We start from the raw sequence: 22,040 nt of genomic DNA, 5'->3' as shown, positions 1-22,040 counted from the left end.
CCAAGGGGAGGCGGCGATGCCCGAGCACGTGGAGCTACGGCTGCCCGACGGCGTACGCCTGCACGTCGAGGCGTCCGGGCCGGCCGACGCCGAGGTCACCGCGATCCTGCTGCACGGCTGGACGCTGGACGGGCGCGGCTGGCGCCGCCAGCTCGCCGCGGTCCGGGACGGGTTCGGCGACCGGGTCCGGGTGCTCACGTACGACGCGCGCGGCCACGGCAGGTCCAGTTGCATGCCGCTGCGTACCGCCACCCTGGCCCAGCTCGGCGACGACCTCGCCGCGGTGGTCGACGCCGCCGCCCCGGCCGGCCCGGTGGTGCTCGTCGGGCACTCGATGGGCGGCATGACGATCATGGAGTACGCGCACCGTCACCCCGGGCACTTCGCCGCCCGGACGGCCGGGCTGGTCTTCGTCTCCACCACCGCCGAGGGCCACACCCACACCGTCTACGGGCTCTCGCCCCGCGTCGCCCGGCTGATCCGGCTGGCGGAGACCACCGGCGCCGGGGTGCTGGCCCGCTGCGGCTCGTGGTGCCCGCCCCGACCGTTGCTGCGCGCGCTGCGCCCCAGCATCCGATGGCTGCTGTTCGGCGACCGCTGCGATCCCGCGGACATCCGGCTGGTCACCTCCGCGGTGGCCCGCGCCTCGCTGCGCTCGATCGGCGGCTTCCGGGCCTCGATCGCGGCCCAGGACCGGCTGGAGACCCTCGCCGCGCTGGCCCACCTGCCGGCGGCGGCGCTGGTGGGCGACCGGGACCGGCTCACCCCGCCGCCGTGCGCCGAGTCGATCGCGGCGGCGCTGCCGGAGACCACGCTGACCGTCTGCCCCGGCGCCGGGCACATGCTCATGATGGAGCGGCCCGACGAGGTGAACGCCGCGCTGGCCGGCGTGCTGCGCCGGGTGCTGGCCACGGCGCCCGCCGCCACGGGTCCGGCCGCCGCCACGGGTCCGGCCGCCGCCACGGGTCCGGCCCCCGCCCGGGGGGCCGGCACGACCGCCGGCCCGACCGCCGAATCCGGCACCGTCCCGGCCGGCTGACCGCCGCCGGCCCGCGCCGCCGGGACGTGGGGCGGATCGCGGGACCGGCATGGCCCCGCGACGGCCCTGGCCGCTGGCCGTACCCTCACCCGGACACCCCGGCGCGACCGGCGCCGACGTCTGCGAGGAGCCCGTACGTTGACCGACCGGACCACCCTGGAGCAGGAGATCGCCGTCGAGCAACGGCATCTCGACCGGGTGTACGCCCGCCTCGCCGAACTGCGCCGCTCGGCCGCCCTGGCCGAGAAGGAGGGCTACCGACTGGCCCGGGTGGGCAACTTCGGAGCCCTGGTGGAACGGGACGCCATGGTCTTCCACGCCGCCCAGCGGCGGCACCTGCTCGACGCCGAGCACGAGGGGCTGGTCTTCGGCCGGCTGGACCTGCGCGGCGGCCAGGTGCTGCACGTCGGGCGGCTCGGGGTGCGCGCCGAGGACGCCGAGACCCTGGTGGTGGACTGGCGGGCCCCGGCCGCCGCGGCGTTCTACCAGGCCACCCCGGCGCAGCCGCTGGGCGTGGTGCGGCGACGCACGATCCAGTCCTCGGCCGAGCGGGTGACCCGGATCGAGGACGACCTGCTGGATCCGGGGGCGGCCCCGCCGGACATGGCCGTGGTGGGCGACGGTGCGCTGCTGGCCACCCTGTCCCGGGCCACCGGCCGCGGCATGCGCGACATCGTCGCCACCATCCAGCGCGAGCAGGACGAGGCGATCCGCTCCCCCGGCTCCGGGGTGACCCTCGTCGCCGGCGGCCCGGGCACCGGCAAGACGGCGGTGGCGCTGCACCGCGCGGCGTACCTGCTCTACTCCGACCGCAGCCGGTACGCGGGCGGCGGCATCCTGGTGGTCGGCCCGTCGGCGGTGTTCGTGGAGTACATCTCCTCGGTGCTGCCGTCGCTGGGCGAGGAGGCGGCCACCCTGCACTCGCTCGGCTCGCTCTTCCCCGGCATGTCGGCCACCCGTACCGACCCGCAGGAGGTGGCGGCGGTGAAGGGGTCGCTGCGGATGCGGCGGGTGCTGGAGCGCGCCGTCCGGGACGCCGTGCCGGGCGGCCCCGGCGAGCTGCGGCTGCTCTACCGGGGCACGCTGCTGCGCCTGGACCGCCGGGAGCTGGACGGCATCCGGGACCGGGCGCTGCCCCGCGGCGCCCGCCGCAACGAGGTGCGCCGGGCCGGCTTCGACGGGGTGTTCGCCGCGCTGTGGGCGCAGGCCCGCCGGCTGGAGATCGCCCGGCTGCCGGAGCAGCGCGCGTTCGAGGACGAGATCGCCGACCGGCCCGAGTTCCGCGAGTTCCTCAAGGCGTGGTGGCCGCGCCTGCACCCCCGGCACGTGCTGGGCTGGCTGGCCCGCCCGGAGCGGCTGCGCCGGTACGCCGGGGGCGTGCTGAGCCGGGCGGAGATCGGCCTGCTCGCCGAGGCGTACCGGACGCTGGACACCGACGGGCTCACGATCGCCGACATCGCCCTGCTCGACGAGCTGGACGCGCTGCTCGGCAAGCCGGTGCGGCCGGCCCGGCCGAAGCGGGACCCGTTCCAGCTGGCCGGCGGGGTGCGCGAGCTGAGCACGCACGCCGAGCGGCAGCGGGCGGCCCGCGAGGCGGCCCGGCAGCGCCCCGAGGACTACCGCGAGTACGCGCACGTGGTCGTCGACGAGGCCCAGGACGTCTCGCCGATGCAGTGGCGGATGATCGGCCGGCGCGGGCGGCTGGCGTCCTGGACGGTGGTGGGCGACCCGGCACAGACGGCGTGGACGGGCGAGGAGGAGGAGCTGACCCGGGCCCGGGACCAGGCGCTGGGCCGACGCCGCCGGCACCACTTCACCCTCACCACCAACTACCGCAACTCCGCCGAGATCTTCGCGGTGGCGGCGGCGGAGATCCGCCGGCTCTACCCGGACCTCGCGCTGCCCAGCGCGGTCCGGACCACCGGCGTCGAGCCGGTCCAGCTCACCGTCCCGCCGGCCGAGCTGCGGCCGGCCGTCGGCGCGGCGGTCGCCGAGCTGCTGGGCGAGGTGGAGGGGACGGTCGGGGTGATCACGCCGGTCCCGCGCCGGGACGAGGTCGCCGGCTGGCTCGCCGGCCAGGCCGGCCCGCGCCTGCAGGTGGTGACCAGCCTCCAGGCCAAGGGCATGGAGTACGACGGGGTCGTGCTGGTCGCCCCGAGGGAGATCCGGGCCGACCCGGGCTCCGGCGTCCGGACCCTGTACGTGGCCCTGTCCCGGGCCACCCAGCGCCTCACCACGGTCGACCCGACCGACTGACCGGGTACCCGGACGGGGTCACCGGTCGGAGTGCCGACGATTACTTGCACACATAGCGATGTGAGCATAGATTGGGCCGGCAGCGGGACAGGGACGGAGGGTGTGGGCGTGGGCGCAGGTCATGACCACCACCACGGCGTCACGTACGCCGCCGAGCGCCACCGGGGCCGGCTGTGGGCGGCGTTCGGGCTGCTCGGCGCGCTGATGCTGGTCGAGGCGGCCACCGCGTACGCCACCGGCTCGCTGGCGCTGCTCTCCGACGCCGGGCACATGTTCACCGACGTGCTCGGCATCGGCATGGCGCTCGCCGCGATCACCGCCACCCGCCGCGCCACCGCCGACCCCCAGCGCACCTTCGGGCTGTACCGGCTGGAGGTGCTCGCCGCGCTCGGCAACGCGCTGCTGCTCAGCGGCGTCGCCGTGTACGTCCTCGTCGAGGCGGTGCGCCGGTTCGGCAACCCGCCGGAGGTGACGACCGGCCCGATGCTCGCGGTGGCGGTGCTGGGCCTGCTCGCCAACCTGGTCGCGTTCGCCCTGCTGCGCGGCGCGGCAGAGGAGAGCATCAACCTGCGCGGGGCGTACCTGGAGGTGGTGGGCGACCTGCTCGGCTCGGTCGGGGTGATCGTCGCCGCGGCCCTGATCTGGGCGACCGACTGGTGGTGGGCGGACCCCCTCGTCGCGGTCGCGATCGGCGTCTTCATCCTGCCCCGCACCTGGCGGCTGGGCCGGGCCGCCGTCCGGATCCTGGTGCAGGCCGCCCCCGAGCACCTGCAGGTCACCGCCGTGCACGACCGACTGGCGGCGGTGCCCGGCGTGGTCGAGGTGCACGACCTGCACGTCTGGACGCTGACCTCCGGGATGGAGGTCGCCTCGGCGCACCTGACCATGGCCCCGGGCGCCGAGGTGGGCGCCGTGCTGACCGCCGCCCGCACGGCTCTGCACGAGGACTTCCACATCGAGCACGCCACGCTGCAGGTCGAGCCGGGAACATCGCCGGGAAACTGCGGTCCGACCGCCTGGTGATACCCAGCGCCGTCGATTCGGTGGACTATTGTGCCAACATGCCGGATTTGATGGGTTTGATCCAAGTACCGTGCGTCACGGGCGCAGCGCCCACCCCACCAGCACCGGTAGGCTCGGTCCCGGCCTCCGCTCCGGTGGCGCCCACCGGCGCCCGCGGCGGCCGTCGCCTAATCGCCCGCGAGGGCGAGCCGGGGAACCACGTTTCGTGGGGTGCATCCGCGTGAGCGGTAGGGATCTTCCGTCCCGAACCCGTCAGCTAACCCGGTCGGCGGCTGACGGAAGGACACGCGTATGCCAGTAGTGGCACCTGTACGAAGGACGGCCGCCCGGGTGGCGGCCCTGCTCGCGCTGGCGCTCGCCGGCGCCCTCGCGGTCGCCCCCGCCGGCCCGGCACAGGGGGCCCCGGCCGCCGCCCTGCTCGCCGCCGCGCCCGGCCAGGACGACGAGGGCGGCACCCCGGCGTTGCGCGCCGCGCTGGAGGCGGCCAGCAAGGGCTACCTCGACGCCAAGGCCGCCCTGAACCGCTCGGTGCAGCGGCAGCGGCAGCTCGGCGCCCAGCTCAAGACGATCGAGGCGGAGTTGACCGTGCGCGACGCCAGGGTCGGCGAGATCGCCGGCGTGGCGTACAAGACTGGCCGGCTCCGGGCGGCGTCGGCGCTGCTGAACAGCGCCTCGCCCGAGGGGTTCATGGACCGGGCGGCGGCGCTCGACCAGGTCGCCAGCAACGAGGACCGCATCCTGCGCGACCTGCTGGAGACCCGGGACCAGGCGAACCGGACGAAGCAGGCGCTCGACGGCGAGATCCGCGAGCAGCGCCGGCAGGTGACGGTGATGGGCAAGCGCAAGGAGCAGGCCGAGCGCGCGCTGGCCGTGGCCAACGAGCGGGCCAGCGGCGGGTCGAGCCCCGGCGGCACCTCCGGCGCCACCGCCACCCCCGCCAAGCGCAACCCCGACGGCTCCTGGCCGGCCGAGTCGTGCAGCGTCAACGACCCCACCCCGGCCAACGGCTGCATCACCCCGCGCACGCTGCACGCCCTCAACCAGGCCAAGGCCGCCGGCTTCACCCGGTACGTCTCCTGCTACCGCCCGGGCGGCTCCGGCGAGCATCCCAAGGGGCGGGCCTGCGACTTCGCCGCCCAGAAGGACGGCTTCGGCGGCGTGGCCACCGGCGGCGACCGCACGTACGGCAACAACCTGGCGGCGTACTTCGTCCGCAACGCGGACAACCTGGCCGTGCTGTACGTGATCTGGTTCAAGCAGATCTGGCTGCCCAGCAGCGGCTGGAAGGCGTACAGCGGCGGCAACGGGGACCCGTCGAGCGACCACACCAACCACGTGCACCTGTCGGTGTACTGATCCCGCGTCCCCCGGTGGCCCGTCGCGCGGCGGGCCACCGGGGCGCTACGCCCCCGGGCGTACGCGGGATGTCGCCGGTGGGCCCACGACCCGGGCGGCCGGCGCGGCGAGCATCGGGACATGACCCGACTCCCGCCCCGCGCCCGCAAGGCCCTGCTCACTCTGCACCTGGTCACCGCGCTCGGCTGGCTCGGCGCGGACCTCGTCCTGCTCACCCTCGGGGTGGCCGGCCTGCGCGGCGCGGACCCGGCCGCCGTCTACCCCGCCGCCGCGCTGGTCGGCACCTGGCTGTTCGCGCCGCTGAGCGTGGCGGTCTGGCTGGTCGGGGTGGCCAGCTCGCTGCTCACCCCGTGGGGGCTGCTGCGGTACCGCTGGGTGCTGGTCAAGCTACTGCTCACCACGGTGATGACCGGGCTGGTGCTGTTCCTGCTCACCCCGAAGCTGCGGCTGCTCGGCGAGCTGGCCGGGGCGGCCTCCGCGCACGACCGCGTCGACCTGGTGGTGGCCCCGAGCGTGTCGTCCGCCCTCCTGGTGGTGGCCACGGTGCTGTCCACGTACAAGCCGTGGGGGCGGCTGCGGAGGTCGGGCGGCCGTTAGCCGGAGGGCTCAGGCCCGCGAGGCGGAACCGTCCGGCGGACGGCCCAGCACCTCGGCGAGCCGGCGGGCCAGGCCGAGGTGCGCCGAGCGGGCCTGCCGGAAGGCGTACCCGAACAGCGGGGCGGGGGCGACAAGCGTGATCTCGACGTCGATCCGGACCACGCCGTCCGGCTCGTCGCGCAGCCGGGTGTGGTTGCGCACCGACGTGGCCGGCCACTGCCGGGCCACCGCGACGACCTCGTCCTCGGTGACCACCAGGACGTCCGCCTGGTACGTCGTCGTGAAGCGCAGCGGACCGGCGGCGAGCCGGTCGGTGATCGCGTAGCTGGCCCGGGCGCCCGGCCGGGGCGGCAGCTGGCGCACCCGCTCGATCAGCGGATGCAGCTCGCCCTGCCGGGACAGGTCGCCCAGCAGCGCCACCGCCTCGGCGCGCGGGCAGCGCGCCTGGACGGAGTACTGGAAGCTGTCGCGCCGCAACACGCCCACGATCATCCCCCACCGGAGCCGGCGAGAAAAGGAACCCGGCGGGCGGTCAGGCGCCGGGCAGGACCTCCGGGGTGGCGTTGCCGGCGTAGTACGGCTCCGGGGCGCCGAACAGGCCGAGCAGGCCAGTGACCCAGAGCTGTCGGTGGACAAACCGGCTCGGCTCGGTGACGACCAGCTTCACACCGCTGACCTCGGCGGTCTGGAAGCCGGCCACCATCGCGCTGATGCCGACGGAGTCGATGAAGGTGACGAGGCGCATGTTGAGCTCGATGCGGGTGGGCCGCCCCTTGGCGAGCACCTCGGCGACGGCTTCGCGCACCTCGTACGCGGTGTCGACGTCGATCTCACCGCGCGGGGCGATCTCGATGACACCACCCGACAGTACCGACTTCACGATCGACAGGCTCACGCGAGCACCTCCACTCGCCCGTTCACGGGCGCCTCATCAGTACGCGGGCCGCGACCGAGAGTATTCCTCCGACGGCCTCGGTCGCCACCCCTCAGGATGAGCAATTCGTGGATCAGGGCGCAGAAAACGCCCCATCCGGACTATTCACATCTGGTTCGGCACACGACCGGCCCCGATGGCCGATCTCGCCGCCCCAGGGTAGCGGTCCCCACCGACCATTGCGCGCACCTCGCGTACCGGGCGTGCCCGTCGTCCGGGTTTGCGGCGGCGCCGCCCGGGGCACTGCGGGGTTGGCACCCGAGGAGGTATGCACCATGTTGGGAACGAACCTGCTGGAACGCCGCGGCAGACCCGAACGGATCGCGGACCAGGCGTGGCAGCACCTGCTCTCCGCCGTCAGCTCCGCCGGGGACACCGTCCGTGACACGGCCCGCTCGGCCCGCCGTGGCGGCTCCGGCCTGGCCGGGGAGGCCGGCGACCTGGTCGGCTCCGCCGCCGACGAGGCCCGCCGCCGCGCCGTGCTGGCGTTCGACGCGCTCGCCGGGCGGCGCCCGGCCCTGCCCTGGGCCCTGCTGATCGGCGCCGCCCTGGTCGGCGCCGCCGTCGGCTGGGCCGCCGGCACGGCCGCCCGCGCGGCCGGGAGCCGGACCGACTACGGCGCGGACGACGTCGAGTTCGTCGACGTCGACCGGCCCAACTCCCCCGTCGGGCTGGACGGCTGAGGACCGGCCCGGGCGCCGGCCGAAACGACGCCCGGGCCGTGGCCCCCGCCCTCACCCCGGCCGGCGACGCCCGGGCCGTGGCCCCCCGCCCTCACCCCGGCCGGGTGAGTCCGGCTCACCCCGGCCGTCGGCAGGCTCGGACCGGGCGGGCACACGCCCGCCGCACGGACCGGCCCGACCACCGGGAGGAGCGAGCGATGGCCACCTCGGCGACCACCCGTACCGACCAGGACATCCAGACCGACGTGCTGGACGAGCTGACCTGGGAGCCGCGGGTCCGACCGAACGAGATCGGCGTGACCGTCACCGAGGGCGTCGTCACGCTGACCGGCTGGGTCGACAGCTACGCCAAGAAGTACGCGGCGGAGCGCGCCGCGCACCGGGTCGCCCGGGTCCGGGCGGTCGCCAACGACGTCACCGTCCGGCTCCCCGGCCCGTCCCAGCGCACCGACACGGAGCTCGCCACGGCGGTCGGCCGGGCGCTGGAGTGGGACGCGTTCGTGCCGGTGGAACCCATCGACGTGACCGTCTCGAACGGCTGGGTCACGCTGCACGGCGAGGTGGAGTGGGAGTACCAGCGGCGGGCCGTGGAGCGGGCGGTCGGCCGGCTGACCGGCGTACGTGGGCTCAGCAACGGCCTGACGGTACGCCCGGCGACGCGGCCCGACTCGGGCGAGCTGACCGACCGGATCGTCGACGCGCTGGCCCGCAACGCGGCCGTGAACGGCGAGCGGGTGACGGTCCTGGTGCGCGGCGACAGCGTACGGCTGGAGGGCCTGGTCCACTCGGTGCCCGAACGCGAGGAGATCGAGCGGACCGTCTGGTCCGCCCCCGGCATCCACTCGGTGCACAACCACCTCACCGTGTCCGACTGACCGCCCGGAGAACCACCCGGGCCGGGTGACCCGCGCTCACCCGGCCGGGCGGGAGGCTGACGCTCATGACCACGCCGTTGCAGGTCACCCCGCGGCTGCGGGTGCCGGTGACCGAGGCCGACCACTCCCGGGGGCCGGTGGACGCCCCGGTGACCCTCGTCGAGTACGGCGACTTCCAGTGCCGGCACTGCGGCCTGGCGTACCCGAACATCGCGGAGCTGCTGCGCCAGCGGGCCGACGTCGTGCGCCACGTCTACCGGCACTTCCCCATCAGCAACCTCCACCCGTACGCCGAGAGCGCCGCCGAGGCGGCCGAGGCGGCCGGGCTGCGGGACCGGTTCTGGGACATGCACGACTGGCTGTACGAGCACCAGGACCAGCTCGACCCGGTGCACCTGTCGCTCGGCGTGGAACAGCTCGGCCTGCCGGCCGACGAGGTGGGCGCCGAGGTGGAGCGGCACGCGCACGCCGACCGGGTCCGGCGGGACTTCGTCGGGGGCATCCGCAGCGGCGTGGCCGCCGCCCCGACCCTGTTCGTCAACGACGTCCGCTACGAGGGCGGGTACGCGCTGCCCGAGCTGCTCGCCGCCGTCGACCAGGCCGCCACCGCCTGACTCAGATCAGGTGCAGCTCGCGCGCCCGGCGCACGGCCTCGCGACGCCGGGTGGCGTCCAGCTTGCGGTAGATGTTGCGGACGTGCGTCTTGACGGTGTTGACCGACAGCGACAGCTCGCTGGCGATCTCGACGTTGGACAGGATGCTCTGCAGGTAGCGCAGGATGGTCAGCTCCCGCTCGGTGAGCGGCTCGTCGAGCCCCCGCTCGGGCGCGGCGGCGGCCCGCCGGTCGGCCGGCTCCCCGGCGCCCCGGACCAGGTCGCTCACCGTCGGCCAGTGCGCCGTGCCGGAGTCCAGGTGCGCGGCGAGCAGGTCGCGCACGCCCGGCTCGGCGTGGGTGAAGACGCGGCGGTACCCGTCCGGCTCGGCCAGCTCCAGCACCCGCTCCAGCACGCGCCCCGCCCGTCGCTCGTCGCCCGTCCGGCGGGCCAGCACCGCGTCCAGCACGCCGGCGTCGAGGCGTACGGGCAGCGGCCAGGCGGCGGCGTCCGGGCCGTCCCAGTCGGGCAGCGCGTACCCGGCGGCACGCGGGTCGCCCGCACGCAGCTCCACCCGGGCCAACGCGACGGCCAGCGCCGGGAGCCGCCCGTCGGGCGGGGGCTGCGGCTCGGTGAGCAGGGCACGGGCGGTGCCCAGGTCGCCGTGGGCTGCCCGCAGGTCCGCCTCGGCGGCGAGCAGCGCGTACGCCAGCTCCCCGGCGCCGGGCAGGCCGTCGCGGGCGGCGGCGAGCACCCGCAGCGCCTCCCCCGGGTCGCCCCGGTCGCGCAGCAGCGCGGCGCGGCACAGCGCGGCGAGGCCTCCCGCCGCCGTCGCCTCCCCGGTCGCCGGTACCGCCAGCGCCAGGTGCGCCTCCGCCTCCTCGGGCAGGTCCCGGTGCAGCGCCACCACGGCCAGCGCCAGGTGGCCGTGCGCGCAGTCCACCCGGCAGGACCAGCCCTGGCAGGCCGGCATGGCCAGCGCCTCCCGGGCGGCCCGCTCGGCCGCCCGCAGCTCCCCGCGCGCGACGTACAGCAGGGCGGACCGGCTCACGCAGAGCAGCTCGGTGCGGGGCCGGCCCGCCTCCCGGGCCGCCGCGAGCGCCCGCGCGAACTCCTCCCCCGCCGCGCGCAGGTCGCCCTCGGCGAGCGCGACCAGGCCGAGCGCCGCCCCGGCCGTCGCCCGCGCGTCGGCGTCGTCGGTGCCGGCGGTCCGCGGGTCGTCCGCCGGGCCGCCGGCCGTACGCGTGGCGAGCAGCCGGGCAGCCGCGCGGCGTACCCCGTCGTGGTCGCCGGCCAGCCGGGCGAGGGTGACCTCCACGGCGGTGGCCAGCCGGTGGAACCGGTCCCGGCGCGGCACGGGCAGCGACCGCGCGGGCCCGGCGGCGCGGCGCGCCTGCTCGGCGGCGGCGGCCGGGTCGCCGGCGTGGGCGCGCTCGACGGCGGCGGCCAGGCCCAGCTCGGGATCCCGCCGGACGGCGTCGGCCGGCGGTGGGGCCGGCGGCGGGCCGGCCGCGGCCTCCCGGTCGTACGGCGCGAGGTCCGGCCACCGCTCCACCAGCAGCCCGACGGCCCGGGCCCAGTGGCCGGCCACGAGGGCGTGCCGCAGCGCCTCGGCGGGCCGGCCGTGCGCGGCATACCAGTCGGACGCGCGCTGGTGCAGCTCCCGCCGCTGCCCGTCGGTCAGCCCGGCCAGTTCGGCGCGGAGCAGGTCGGCCAGCAGCGGGTGGCAGCGGTACCAGGGCGGGCGGCTGTCGTCGCGGCGCACGAAGCCGCCGGGGTTGGCCAGGGCGGTCAGCACCGGCTCGGCGTCGGACCGGCCGGTGAGCGCGTCCACCAGGTCGGCCCGGAACGCCCCCACCGCCGCGCCCCGGCGCAGGGCGTCCCGGGCGGCCTCGTCCAGCGGGTCGAGCACCTCCTCGCGCAGGTAGCCGGCCACGTCCGGCTGGTCGCCGCCGAACTGCTCCACCGCGCCGGCCGGGTCGGGGCGCGCCCGCAGGGCCAGCGCCGCGAACCGCAGCCCCGCCGGCCAGCCGCCGGTACGCTCACGCAGCCGGGGCACCACGTCCGCCGGCACGGGCACGCCGTGCGCGGCGAGCAGGTCGGCCACCTCGTCGTCGGTGAACGCCAGCTCGTCGGGGCCGACGCTGGTCAACTCCCCGGCCAGCCGCAGCCGGTGCAGCCCCGGCGGCAGGTCGGCGCGCGCCCCCACCACCAGGCGCAGCCGCTGCCCGCCGTGGCGCAGCAGGAACTCCAGGCCGGCCAGCGCCGCCGGGTCGCCGACGCGGTGCAGGTCGTCGAGGACCAGCAGCATCGGGCGTTCCCGGGCGGCGAGCGCCGCGGCCAGCGGCTCCAGCTGGTCCGGGCGGGGCGGCACGTCGGGCACCGGCGGGGCGGGCGGCTCGGCCTGGTCTCCCCGGTGCCCCTCCGCCGTCCGCAGCGCCGCCACCAGGTACGCCCACAGCCGCGCCCCCGTGTCGCCGGCCTCCACGGACACCCAGGCGGGCGTGGGCTCGACCGAGCGGGCCCACGTCCCGAGCAGGGTCGTCTTGCCCCACCCCGCCGGGGCGGAGACCACGGTGACCGCCCCGGCCGTCCCCTCGTCGAGCCGGCGCAGCAGCCGGGGCCGGACGAGCACGGGCTCGGGCAGCGGGGCGGGGGCCAGCCGGGACGCCAGCAGCGGCGCCGGCCCGGCCGCCGCCCCGACCATGATCTCGCTGTCGCCCTGCAGCATCCGGCCCCACCCCCACGCTCCCCCGGGTCGTGCGGCGGGCGGTTACCCCGCCCCGGCCGGTTCACCCCTTCGGGGGGAACCCGCTTCACCCCGACCGGCGCGGCGAGGTGGTGGAGGTCGGGCCTCGGGTGCGCCGGCACCGCGTCGGCGACCGGGTGGTGGTGTGGTGGTGATCGACCGGTACCCGGACCGGCTGCGGCTGGCCGAGCGGCACGTCGGGGCGGAGATCCTCGACTACCGGGCCGTCGACGTCCCCGCCGAGCTGCGGGAACGCAGCGGCGGCCGGGGCCCCGACGTCTGCGTGGAGGCGGGCCCGGCAGCACGGCCAGCGCTGGATCCCGATGCTGCTGGACCGGATCGCCCGGGGCGAGATCGCCACCGGGCACCTGGCCACCCACCGCCTCCCCCTGGAGCAGGCGCCGCTCGGCTACGACCTGTTCCGCGACCGCGCCGACGGCTGCGTCCGCGCGGTCTTCACGCCCTGAACCCATCGGTGGGAGACTCGGGGGATGCGGACGCAGCGGCCGTACGACCTCGTCCTGTTCGGCGCGACCGGGTTCACCGGCGCGCTCACCGCCGACTACCTGGCCCGGCACGCGCCGGACGGGCTGCGCTGGGCCCTAGCTGGGCGCAACCCGGCGAAGCTGGCCGCCGTCCGGGACCGGCTCGCCGACGTCGACCCGGCGCTGGCCGAGTTGCCGCTGCTGACCGCCGACGCCGGCGACCCCGGATCGCTGCGGGCGGTCGCCGAGGCCGCCCGGGTGGTGGCCAGCACCGTCGGCCCGTACGTCCGGCACGGGGAGCCGCTGGTCGCCGCCTGCGCCCGCGCCGGCACCGACTACGTCGACATCACCGGCGAGCCGGAGTTCGTCGACGAGATGTACGTGCGCCACCACGCCGAGGCGGTGCGCACCGGCGCCCGGCTGGTGCACAGCTGCGGCTTCGACTCGATCCCGCACGACCTCGGGGCATGGTTCACCGTCAGGCGGCTGCCGCCGGACGCGCCGATCACCGTCGACGGGTTCGTCCGGGCCGGCGGCCGGATCTCCGCCGGCACGTACCACTCGGCGCTGCTCGCGTTCTCCCGGACGGCGGAGACGAAACGGGCGGCGCGCGAGCGCCGGGCCGTCGAGCCGCGCCCCGAGGGACGCCGGGTCCGGGCCGTGCCGGGCCGGGTGGGGCGCTCCCGGGAGCTGGGCATGTGGGCGGTGCCGCTGCCGACCATCGACCCACAGGTGGTGCGGCGGTCGGCGGCGGCCCGCCCCGAGTACGGGCCGGACTTCCGGTACCGGCACTTCGCGGCGGTGAAGCGGCTGCCGACGATCCTGCTCGCCGCCGCCGCGCTGGGCGGCCTGGCCGGGCTGGCGAAGCTCCCGCCGACCCGGCGCTGGCTGCTCGGCCGGCTCGCCTCCGGCCAGGGGCCGACCGCGCAGCAGCGGGCGAAGTCGTGGTTCCGGGTGCGCTTCCTCGGCTCCGGCGGCGGCCGCCGCGTGCTGACCGAGGTGTCCGGCGGCGACCCGGGGTACGACGAGACCGCCAAGATGCTGGCCGAGTCGGCGCTGTGCCTGGCGCTGGACGACCTGCCGCCGACCTCGGGCCAGGTGACCCCGGTGACGGCGATGGGGGACGCCCTCCTCGCCCGTCTCACGGCGGCCGGCCTGACCTTCCGCGCGCTGGAGTGAGGAAGGCTGTCGCGCTCTGGCGTGAGGAAGGCTTCCGGGTGCTGGAGTGAGGGAGGCTTGACCCTCAAGCAGGTTGAGGCGACAGGATCACCGCCGTGGAGAGCGAACTGCGCAGCATCGGCGAGCTGGCCCGGGCCAGCGGGCTGACCGTCAGCGCCCTGCGGTTCTACGACCGTTCCGGGGTGTTGGTGCCGGCCCTGGTCGACCCGGTGACCGGCTACCGTTGGTACACCGACGACCAGGTCGCCCCGGCCCGGCTGGTGGCCGGGCTGCGCCGGGTGGGAATGCCGCTGGCCGAGATCGCCGCCGCCGTACGGCACCGCGCCGAGCCGGCCGTCGTGGGGCGGCTGCTCGACGGGCACCTGCGCCGGCTGGAGGACGGCCTCGCCGACGCGCGCCGCGAGCTCTCCCGGGTCCGCGCCCTGATCACCCCCGAGGAGAGTCCCATGGCCACCCGTCTCGTCCTGTCCCGCGCCGACCTGGCCGCCGCGATCGACGCCGTACGCTTCGCCGTCGGCGCCGACCCGGAGCTGCCGGTGCTGTCCGGGGTGCTGCTCGACGTCTCCGACGAGGGCGTACGCCTCGTCGCCACCGACCGGCACCGGATGGCGGTGTCCCGGGTTCCCGGGCGGCGGGAGGGCGCCCCGCTGCGGGCGCTCGCCGCGGTGGACCTGGTCGACCGGGTACGCGCGCTGCTGGACAGCAGCGATGAGACGGAGGCGCACCTGCGGGTGGACGGGACCACGGTGGCCGTCTCCGTCGCCGGGCGGGAGGTGGCCGGCACCGCCCTGCCGTACGACTTCCCCGACTACCGGCGGCTGCTGCACGGGTCGGTCGGCGACGCGCCGGCGTACCGGATCGACGTGGACGTGCCGGCGCTGCGCGCGGCGCTCGCCGACGGCGGGCCGACCCTGGTCCGCCGGTACGAGGGCGACGACGTGGCGGTGACCGTGCTCGGCCTGGACGACCGGGGCGCGCTGCGGGTCCTCGACGGCGACGCGCTGGCCGCCGCCGGGCCGGACGAGCTGCGGATCGGGGTGAACGGGCGGTACCTGCTCGACGCGCTGGACGCGGCCGGTCGGGGGCAGCTCGTGCTGGAGCTGGACGGGCCGATCACCCCGCTGGCCGTGCGCCGACCGGACGACGAGGACGCGTTCTCCATCCTGATGCCGATCCGGCTCTGACCGGCCGGGAGCGGCCCGGGCCCGTCGTTCCGGGCCGGACCGGCCGCGGAGGGCCGCGACGGTAGCATCTGGGGGTCCCACCTGACTCCCCGGACGGAGGCGTACGGAGCAGCATGCTCGACATGGAGTTGATCCGGAAGGATCGCGAGGCGGTGGCGACCGCGCTGGCGAAGCGACTGGATCCCGCCGAGGTCAACCGGGCGCTGGACGAGATCCAGCGGCTCGACCAGGAGCGCCGCGCCCTGATCACCGAGATCGACGCCGAGCGGCAGCGTCGCAAGGCGGAGGCCCGGGCGTACGCGGCGGCGAAGCGGGCCGGCACCGAGCCGGAGGTCTCCGCGCCGGAGGCCGGGCGCAAGCAGCTCGCCGAACTGGAGTCGGAGCTGGACGGGGTGCAGTCCCGGCTGCGCGAGCGGATGAGCGAGCTGCCGAACGTGCCCGCCGACGACGTGGTCGCCGGGGGCAAGGAGGCCAACCGGGTCGTCAAGACGTTCGGCGAGCCGCCGGCCATCGAGAAGGTCCGCGACCACGTGGAGCTGAGCCGCGCGCTCGGCCTGGTCGACCATGAGCGCGGGGTCAAGCTCGGCGGCTCCGGCTTCTGGATGTACACGGGCATGGGCGCCCGGCTGGAGTGGGCGCTGGTCAACTGGCTGATCGAGCGGAACGTCGAGGCCGGGTACGAGTTCCTGCTGCCGCCGCACCTGCTGCTGGACACGGCCGGCTTCGCCGCCGGTCAGTTCCCCAAGTTCTACGACGACGTCTACCACCTGGACAAGCGGTCCGCCCCGCGCGGGCAGTTCCTGCTGCCCACGGCGGAGACGGCGATCCTCGGCGCGTTCCAGGACGAGATCCTGGACGTCACGAAGCTGCCGCTGAAGGTGTTCGCGTACACCCCGTGCTACCGGCGCGAGGCCGCCGGCTCGCACTCGGACGAGCGTGGCACGGTGCGCGGCCACCAGTTCAACAAGGTGGAGATCTTCCAGTTCACCCTGCCCGAGCAGGCCGACGCCGCCCTGGAGGAGATGGTCGGCCACGCGGAGAGCCTGGTCGAGGGGCTGGGGCTGCACTACCAGCGCAGCCTGCTCGCGGCCGGCGACGCCAGCGCGGCGATGCGCAAGACCCTCGACATCGAGGTCTGGATGCCGAGCACCGGCAAGTACAAGGAGGTGTCGTCGGTCTCCTGGGGCGGCGACTACCAGGCCCGCCGGGCGGCGATCCGCTATCGGGAGCCGGGCGGCAAGCAGACCCGGTTCGTGCACACCCTGAACGGCTCGGCGCTGGCCACCAGCCGGCTGTTCCCGGCGATCCTGGAGCAGTTCCAGCAGCCCGACGGCTCGGTGCTGGTGCCGGAGGTGCTCCGCGACCGGCTGGGCACCGACCGGCTCACGCCGATCCGCTGACACCTTCCATCGGCGGGGGTCGGGTTTCACCCGACCCCCGCCGAGCCGTTTCGCGGCTGCGCTGCGCCGCTACCCGGCCGCCCCTGCCGTACGGCCCGACGCCGGCGTCATCGCTTGGGCGTGAGCGTCAGCCCTCGCGCATGGGCGTCAGCCCTCGTGGCATGGGCGCGGCATGGGCGTCAGCCCTCGCGCAGGGGCGTCAGCCCTCGCGGCATGGGCGCGGCATGGGCGTCAGCCCCCGCGCAGGGGCGTCATCGCTCGCGCAGGGGCGGCGATGACGGGGAGCGACGGACCCACCCACCCCCACCACCACACGCCAGCACTTTGCTCTGCACCCACCGAGGCGACAGGCACCGTGAGTGACCGCTACGGCGGCGGGCGCAACGCGACCGACGGATGTTTCCGCTGGTAGCCGCACCGTTGCGTCCGCAGGTGCAGAGCAAAGGGACGAAACCGAGTCGGTCGGCTCGGAAGGCCCGCCACTGTAGGTGACCACCCGGGCCCAAGCACAGAGAGTGGCCCACAGGCCGCCATTGCAGTGATGAATCTCCATGCGTTGACAGATTCTGCAACGCGCTTGTAACCTTGCCGAAAATTTCAGCCCTGACCTGCAAGATTCCGGCACCGAGGCGCCTTCCCCCGCCGCACCGCCCCATCCCCCGATCCCGTAGGAGTTTCGATGCGTCGACGTCGAGGCCGCTCCGCGGCGCTCGCCCTGGGCCTGATCGCCGGCCTGCTCGCACCGACCGCCGTGTCGGCGCCCCCGGCCGCCGCGGCCCCGTACGGCACGAAGAAGGTCATCGCCAACCTGTTCGAGTGGAACTGGCCGAGTGTGGCCAGCGAGTGCACCAACGTGCTGGGCCCGAAGGGGTACGGCTACGTCCAGGTCTCCCCGCCGCAGGAGCACGTCCGGGGCAACCAGTGGTGGGTGGCGTACCAGCCGGTCAGCTACCGGATCGAGTCCCGCAAGGGCACCCGGGCACAGTTCCAGTCCATGGTGAACACCTGCCACGCCGCCGGGGTGAAGGTCATCGTGGACGCGGTGATCAACCACATGTCCGGCCAGGACGCCGGCGGCACCGGCTGGGCCGGCTCGTCGTACGGCCACTACGACTACCCGGGCATCTACCAGTCGCAGGACTTCCACTACTGCGGCCGCAACGGCAACAACGACATCGCCAACTACTACGACCGGTACGAGGTGCAGAACTGCGAGCTGGTCAACCTCGCCGACCTCAAGACCGAGTCGGACTACGTCCGGTCGAAGATCGCCGGGTACATGAACGACCTGCTCTCGCTCGGCGTGGACGGGTTCCGGCTGGACGCCAGCAAGCACATGCCGGCCGCCGACATCGCCGGGATCAAGGCCAAGCTCTCCCGGTCGGCGTACATCGTGCAGGAGGTCATCTACGGCCCGGGCGAGCCGATCCTGCCGACCGAGTACACCGGCAACGGCGACGTGCACGAGTTCCGGTACGGCAAGGACCTGGCCCGGGTGTTCCGCAGCGAGCGGCTGGCGTACCTGAAGAACTTCGGCGAGGGATGGGGCCACCTGCCGACCGGCGTGTCGGCGGTGTTCGTGGACAACCACGACACCCAGCGCGAGGGCGGCGTGCTGACCTACCACGACCGGGGCATCTACGCCCTGGCCAACGCCTTCATGCTGGGCTGGCCGTACGGCTCCCCCACGGTGATGTCCAGCTACACGTTCAGCAACCGCGACCAGGGCCCGCCCTCGGACGGGAGCAACAAGACCCTGAACACCACGTGCTACTCCGGCTGGGAGTGCGAGCACCGCTGGCGGGTCATCCTCAACATGGTGGGCTTCAACAACGTTACCCAGGGCGCCGGCGTCGCCAACTGGTACGACAACGGCTACCAGCACATCGCCTTCAGCCGGTCCGGCAAGGGGTACCTGACGATCAACGACGAGGACTTCGCGGTCAACGGCCGGTCGTACTACACGGGGCTGCCCGCCGGCCGGTACTGCGACATCATCCACGGCGACTTCAGCAACGGCACGTGCAGCGGGCCGGTGATCACGGTGGACGGCAGCGGCTGGTTCGCCGCCAACGTCCCGGCCCACGACGCGATCGCCATCCACGTCGGCGCCAGGCTGAGCTGACCGGCCGTACCGTAGGGCCCCTCGCCCGCGGCGCTCGTCCGCGGGCGAGGGCCGACCCGTCTCCGCCCTTCGCGTTCCCCGCCCGCGAGGGCGGGTAACCGAGCCGGGTCCGCGTCGCGACAGCGGGGGGTTGAGGGGATGAATACCACGCGAAAGGGACGGGTCGACACGATCGTGCTCCTCCACGGGCTCTGGATGACGCCCCGGAGCTGGGAGAACTGGGCCGACCGCTACCGGTCGCGCGGCTTCCGGGTGCTGACCCCCGCCTGGCCGGGAATGGACCGCGAGGTCGAGGCGCTGCGGGAGGACCCGGGCCCCATCGCAAGCCTGACCATGGACCAGATCATCGACCACCACGCCGCGATCATCGAGAAGCTGCCGAGCCCGCCGATCGTGATGGGCCACTCCTTCGGCGGCCTGTTCGCCCAGGTCCTGCTCGACCGAGGGCTCGGCGCCGTCGCGGTCGGGGTGCACCCCGCGCCGATCAAGGGGGTGGTCCGGCTCCCGGTGAGCACGCTGCGCGCCGCGTACCCCGTGCTCCGCAACCCCCGGAACCGGCACCGGGCCGTGCCGATCACCCCCGAGGAGTTCCGGTACGCCTTCGGCAACACCATGAGCGCCGAGGACTCCGACCGGGCCTGGCAGCGGTACGCCGTACCGGCGGCGGGGCACGTGCTCTTCGAGGGCGCGTTCGCCAACCTGAACCCGGACTCGGCCGCCGGGGTGGACAACGGCAACAACGAGCGGGGGCCACTGCTGCTGATCGGCAGCGACCTGGACCACGTGGTACCGGCGGCGGTGGTGAAGGCGGTCGCCGGCCTGTACCAGAAGTCCCGGGCGGTGACCTACTACCACGGGTTCCCGGGGCGGTCGCACTTCACCGTCGGGGAGCCCGGCTGGGAGCAGGTGGCCGACTACGCCCTGGACTGGTCGGTGGAGATGGCGAACACCCGCGCCCCGGCGATCGTCGGCGAGGCCCCCCACTGGTGAGGTTCAGGTGACCACGAACCGGGCCGGCTCGGCGAGGCGCGCGATTCAGCGCGGTTCAGATTGAATGGTTGGCGAGTATCGCCTACCGGAGGAGCCACCCGTGAGCCTGACGCAGCGCCTCGTTGATCCGGTCGGTCTTTCGGCGGCTCTGCGCCAGCGCGTCGTACGCGGCTGCCAGGTCGCCCGCGACCCGGTCGAGGAACTCCCACACCTCCCCCGGGTCGAACCCGCGCCGGCGCCGCCTTGATGGGCGCCGTGCCGGTCGACCGCACGCAGGCAGCTGCCTGGGCCTCCCCTTGACGGGGAGACTCGGGCCCGGCTGCGTGCCTTCGTTCTCGTTCCACCTGCAGCGCCCGCACTGAGCGCTTTCCATCTCGGTAGCCGCGACCGGGGTCAGGCGTTGCGTGTCACTCGCGGGTCAGTCCTGGTGGCAGCGCGTCTTCGTCGGGTCGGACCCGGCGGGCGTTAGCCACGGGGTGGTGTTGGAGAGTGTTGATCAACGGTTCCGGGCCGCCGACGCAGGTCCAGGTGTCGTCCCAGAGTGCGGAGACCAGCCATGATCGATCGGCGGGGAAGAACAGGTCGGGTAGCGATCCGCGGCCATGGCGCATATGACCGGTCCGCCAGGTGAGGGCCTGCTCGGGTCCGGCCTCGACCAGCACGTACGGCCAGTTCCAGTAGAGCGACACCTTGGGGGCGCGGGGAAAGACGATGTCGTGCGCGCCGGTGTCGAGGTATGCCAGCCACCAGGGCTGGTCGGGGGTATGCGTGATGAGGTCCTCGACCAGGGCGTGCTCGTAGGCAGCGACGGTGACGTCGTCGGCCTGGTACGTGGTGGCGTAGGCGGCAAAGATTGGTGGGATGGCGGTGGTGATCGAGGTGCCGGCGGTGGTGTGGCCGGCAATCCAGTCCACGTCGGCGGCGGCGCCGATCCGCCAACTCCGCCCGTCCTTGCTGACTTGCATACCGCTATTCAAGTCGCTGCGGTGACGGTTGGTGTGGGAAGACGGGCTGTCCCGCGGGACAGCCAGCCGCCTCCGGTACAGCCGCGACCTACGGCCCGGCCGGCTGGACGCCGAACGCGGGCAGATCATCACCTCCCGCACAATCGCGTCGACGCGCGCCGGTTGAGGTTAGAGCGGCGCAGCCGGGGGCGTGGCCGATGCGTTGGGTGGCAGCTGGCGGGGCATGCGATAACTTCTACCCTTTGATCCCCGAATACTGCACGGGGAAGGCCAGGTCGCTGTCGCCTTTCGTCAGGAGGGTTCGCGAGAGGCGACAAGGCCCTTGCCCTACATCGGAGGCAAAGTCGTGAGTTCATACACCATCACCATCGCCGCAAACGATCCCAGTCGAGCGACCACGACCGTGACGGTCGAGTTGAACGGCCCGACCGCGCGCATCACCGAGTTGGTGGTACGCGCCGGTGAGGGGGACGGGCTGACCGCCGGGCAGATTCCCGCGGTCGACCTGGATCTGCTGCTGAAGGCGGTCACGCCTGCCGTCGGCGGGCAGCAGGCGATAACCGTGTCGCCTGCTGCCCCAGCCGACGACGCGCCCGCCACAGACGGGACACCCGTTCACGGCGAGGAGCGCGTCGCCGACACCGAGGTCACCCAGCCGGTTGCCGCCACCACGTCCACCGCTGCCGAGCCGGCCACGACCAGCCCCGCGAAGACTGACGTGACTGAGGTCGCGGTTCCCAAGCAGGCGTCGCGCGCGAAGGCACGGGCCGCCGGCGCGACCCGGGCGGGTGGGCGGAAAGCCGCGGCGGGTGCCAACGCCACCACCGCGGCGCGGAAGGCCACCAAGCAGACCGCGAAGGGCGAGGAGGCCACGGCCGCGGGCCGCGTGTATCGGCGGTCACCGAGTGATCTCGAGGCGGTGTACCGGCAGGCTGGCAGCGTGGCGGCTGTCGCCGACCACTACAACGTGCCCGGGCACACCGCCCAAGGGTGGATCCGTACCCTGCGCCGCCGGCAAGCCAGCCAGGCCGAGTAGGACAACACCGCCGGGCACCCGGGGGGTTGCCGACCCACGGCGGATGGGGACCGGCCGGCGCCGGCCTGCGGCAGTGCCGCTCAGCGGGTCCGCTTCGTCGCCCGCTTGCGGGGCGGCGTCAACAGGCCGGCGATCGCCGCTATCGCGGACGGCACGAGGCGGTAGTACGCCCAGACGCCCCGCTTCTCGCGCTCGAGCAGGCCGGCCTCGGTGAGGATCCGGAGGTGATGACTCACGGTCGGCTGGGAGAGACCAAGCGGCGCGGTGAGGTCACTCACGGACGCCTCACCCGACGGAGCGGACTGGATCAGACTGAGCAGGCGCAGCCGGGCCGGATCAGCGAACGCCTTCAGCACACCCGCGAGCCGTTCGGCATCGGCACGCTTAATCGGCTCGCCACCAAGCGGCGAGATGGCAGGCGAATCAGTTTTCGCAGTTCCCACGCCTTCCATCGTTGCACCAACACCATCGATAGGGCGGTGGAATCAGGACCAGTGCCCCGACGGCGACCGCGAGTCCGGGTATCAGAGTGCCCGCCGTGGGCCCGGCCGTCACCTCGTTCTCGCTCACC

At 74.6% G+C, this 22,040-nt stretch carries 18 protein-coding genes, 3 pseudogenes and 1 riboswitch; of the genes and pseudogenes, 15 read left to right on the top strand and 6 right to left on the bottom strand.

Annotation, left to right across the window (positions count from 1 at the left end):
- Positions 1–16: 16 nt before the first annotated feature.
- From ABGB16_RS21960 to ABGB16_RS21940, 5 genes and pseudogenes are all read left to right on the top strand, one after another.
- Positions 17–910: pseudogene (locus tag ABGB16_RS21960) on the top strand (alpha/beta hydrolase); the annotation flags it as partial.
- A 267-nt stretch (positions 911–1,177) separates the two neighbouring features.
- Entirely contained in the window at positions 1,178–3,295 is a 2,118-nt protein-coding gene (locus tag ABGB16_RS21955; RefSeq protein WP_347669972.1) for an AAA family ATPase, read from the top strand.
- Between the two features lie 108 nt (positions 3,296–3,403).
- A complete protein-coding gene (locus tag ABGB16_RS21950; RefSeq protein WP_347669971.1) occupies positions 3,404–4,318 on the top strand; it encodes a cation diffusion facilitator family transporter in 915 nt (304 codons plus the stop codon).
- A gap of 154 nt (positions 4,319–4,472) precedes the next feature.
- Positions 4,473–4,605: riboswitch (cyclic di-AMP (ydaO/yuaA leader) on the top strand.
- 4 nt (positions 4,606–4,609) lie between these two features.
- Positions 4,610–5,674: a hypothetical protein gene (locus tag ABGB16_RS21945; protein ID WP_347669970.1), complete on the top strand. Its 1,065-nt coding sequence runs from the start codon at positions 4,610–4,612 to the stop codon at positions 5,672–5,674.
- A 120-nt stretch (positions 5,675–5,794) separates the two neighbouring features.
- Positions 5,795–6,271: a hypothetical protein gene (locus tag ABGB16_RS21940; protein ID WP_347669969.1), complete on the top strand. Its 477-nt coding sequence runs from the start codon at positions 5,795–5,797 to the stop codon at positions 6,269–6,271.
- Positions 6,272–6,280: 9 nt separating this feature from the next.
- Here the strand turns inward: ABGB16_RS21940 and ABGB16_RS21935 are convergent, their stop codons facing one another.
- Entirely contained in the window at positions 6,281–6,751 is a 471-nt protein-coding gene (locus tag ABGB16_RS21935) for an SRPBCC family protein (protein ID WP_347669968.1), read from the bottom strand.
- A gap of 52 nt (positions 6,752–6,803) precedes the next feature.
- Positions 6,804–7,166 (bottom strand): STAS domain-containing protein, encoded by a 363-nt coding sequence (locus ABGB16_RS21930; RefSeq protein WP_347669967.1) that lies wholly within the window; start codon positions 7,164–7,166, stop codon positions 6,804–6,806.
- 314 nt (positions 7,167–7,480) lie between these two features.
- On the opposite strand from ABGB16_RS21930, the gene ABGB16_RS21925 reads away from it, so the two are divergent.
- The 3 genes from ABGB16_RS21925 (at position 7,481) to ABGB16_RS21915 (ending at position 9,377) form a co-directional block, all read left to right on the top strand.
- Entirely contained in the window at positions 7,481–7,888 is a 408-nt protein-coding gene (locus tag ABGB16_RS21925; protein ID WP_347669966.1) for a hypothetical protein, read from the top strand.
- A 197-nt stretch (positions 7,889–8,085) separates the two neighbouring features.
- Positions 8,086–8,763 (top strand): BON domain-containing protein, encoded by a 678-nt coding sequence (locus ABGB16_RS21920; RefSeq protein WP_347669965.1) that lies wholly within the window; start codon positions 8,086–8,088, stop codon positions 8,761–8,763.
- A 65-nt stretch (positions 8,764–8,828) separates the two neighbouring features.
- Complete coding sequence (locus ABGB16_RS21915) at positions 8,829–9,377, top strand: DsbA family protein (RefSeq protein ID WP_347669964.1); 549 nt, start codon at positions 8,829–8,831, stop codon at positions 9,375–9,377.
- Between the two features lies 1 nt (position 9,378).
- Here the strand turns inward: ABGB16_RS21915 and ABGB16_RS21910 are convergent, their stop codons facing one another.
- On the bottom strand, positions 9,379–12,087 hold the full coding sequence (locus ABGB16_RS21910) for a LuxR C-terminal-related transcriptional regulator (protein ID WP_347669963.1): 2,709 nt from the start codon (positions 12,085–12,087) through the stop codon (positions 9,379–9,381).
- A 163-nt stretch (positions 12,088–12,250) separates the two neighbouring features.
- Between ABGB16_RS21910 and ABGB16_RS21905 the strand changes: the two are divergent.
- The 6 genes and pseudogenes from ABGB16_RS21905 to ABGB16_RS21880 all read left to right on the top strand — a co-directional run.
- A pseudogene (locus ABGB16_RS21905) lies at positions 12,251–12,572 on the top strand (glutathione-dependent formaldehyde dehydrogenase); the annotation flags it as partial.
- 24 nt (positions 12,573–12,596) lie between these two features.
- Positions 12,597–13,769 carry a saccharopine dehydrogenase NADP-binding domain-containing protein gene (locus ABGB16_RS21900; protein ID WP_347669962.1) on the top strand — a complete coding sequence of 391 codons (1,173 nt, stop codon included), beginning with the start codon at positions 12,597–12,599 and terminating at the stop codon, positions 13,767–13,769.
- Positions 13,770–13,876: 107 nt separating this feature from the next.
- A complete protein-coding gene (locus ABGB16_RS21895; RefSeq protein WP_347669984.1) occupies positions 13,877–14,953 on the top strand; it encodes a MerR family transcriptional regulator in 1,077 nt (358 codons plus the stop codon).
- 113 nt (positions 14,954–15,066) lie between these two features.
- Positions 15,067–16,353, top strand: a complete 1,287-nt coding sequence (gene serS, locus ABGB16_RS21890) for a serine--tRNA ligase (RefSeq protein ID WP_347669961.1) — start codon at positions 15,067–15,069, stop codon at positions 16,351–16,353.
- Positions 16,354–17,032: 679 nt separating this feature from the next.
- A complete protein-coding gene (locus ABGB16_RS21885) occupies positions 17,033–18,478 on the top strand; it encodes an alpha-amylase family protein (RefSeq protein ID WP_347669960.1) in 1,446 nt (481 codons plus the stop codon).
- Between the two features lie 138 nt (positions 18,479–18,616).
- The gene (locus tag ABGB16_RS21880) at positions 18,617–19,468 is read left to right on the top strand and encodes an alpha/beta fold hydrolase (RefSeq protein WP_347669959.1); all 852 of its coding nucleotides are present in this window, start codon (positions 18,617–18,619) and stop codon (positions 19,466–19,468) included.
- Positions 19,469–19,550: 82 nt separating this feature from the next.
- On the opposite strand, the pseudogene ABGB16_RS21875 reads toward ABGB16_RS21880, so the two are convergent.
- Together ABGB16_RS21875 and ABGB16_RS21870 are read right to left on the bottom strand one after the other, a co-directional pair.
- Positions 19,551–19,703 (bottom strand): annotated as a pseudogene (locus ABGB16_RS21875) (DivIVA domain-containing protein); the annotation flags it as partial.
- 172 nt (positions 19,704–19,875) lie between these two features.
- Positions 19,876–20,433, bottom strand: coding sequence for a hypothetical protein (locus ABGB16_RS21870; RefSeq protein ID WP_347669958.1), 558 nt, complete (start codon positions 20,431–20,433; stop codon positions 19,876–19,878).
- Between the two features lie 322 nt (positions 20,434–20,755).
- On the opposite strand from ABGB16_RS21870, the gene ABGB16_RS21865 reads away from it, so the two are divergent.
- Positions 20,756–21,469: a hypothetical protein gene (locus tag ABGB16_RS21865; RefSeq protein ID WP_347669957.1), complete on the top strand. Its 714-nt coding sequence runs from the start codon at positions 20,756–20,758 to the stop codon at positions 21,467–21,469.
- A gap of 80 nt (positions 21,470–21,549) precedes the next feature.
- Here ABGB16_RS21865 and ABGB16_RS21860 read toward each other — a convergent pair whose 3' ends face one another.
- Complete coding sequence (locus tag ABGB16_RS21860; RefSeq protein WP_347669956.1) at positions 21,550–21,921, bottom strand: metalloregulator ArsR/SmtB family transcription factor; 372 nt, start codon at positions 21,919–21,921, stop codon at positions 21,550–21,552.
- Positions 21,922–22,040 lie beyond the last annotated feature (119 nt).

Source organism: Micromonospora sp. B11E3, assembly GCF_039871625.1.
Classification (GTDB): Bacteria; Actinomycetota; Actinomycetes; order Mycobacteriales; family Micromonosporaceae; genus Micromonospora.
Note: the sequence above shows the minus strand (reverse complement) of the source record. Positions and strands in the feature narration are given on the sequence as shown.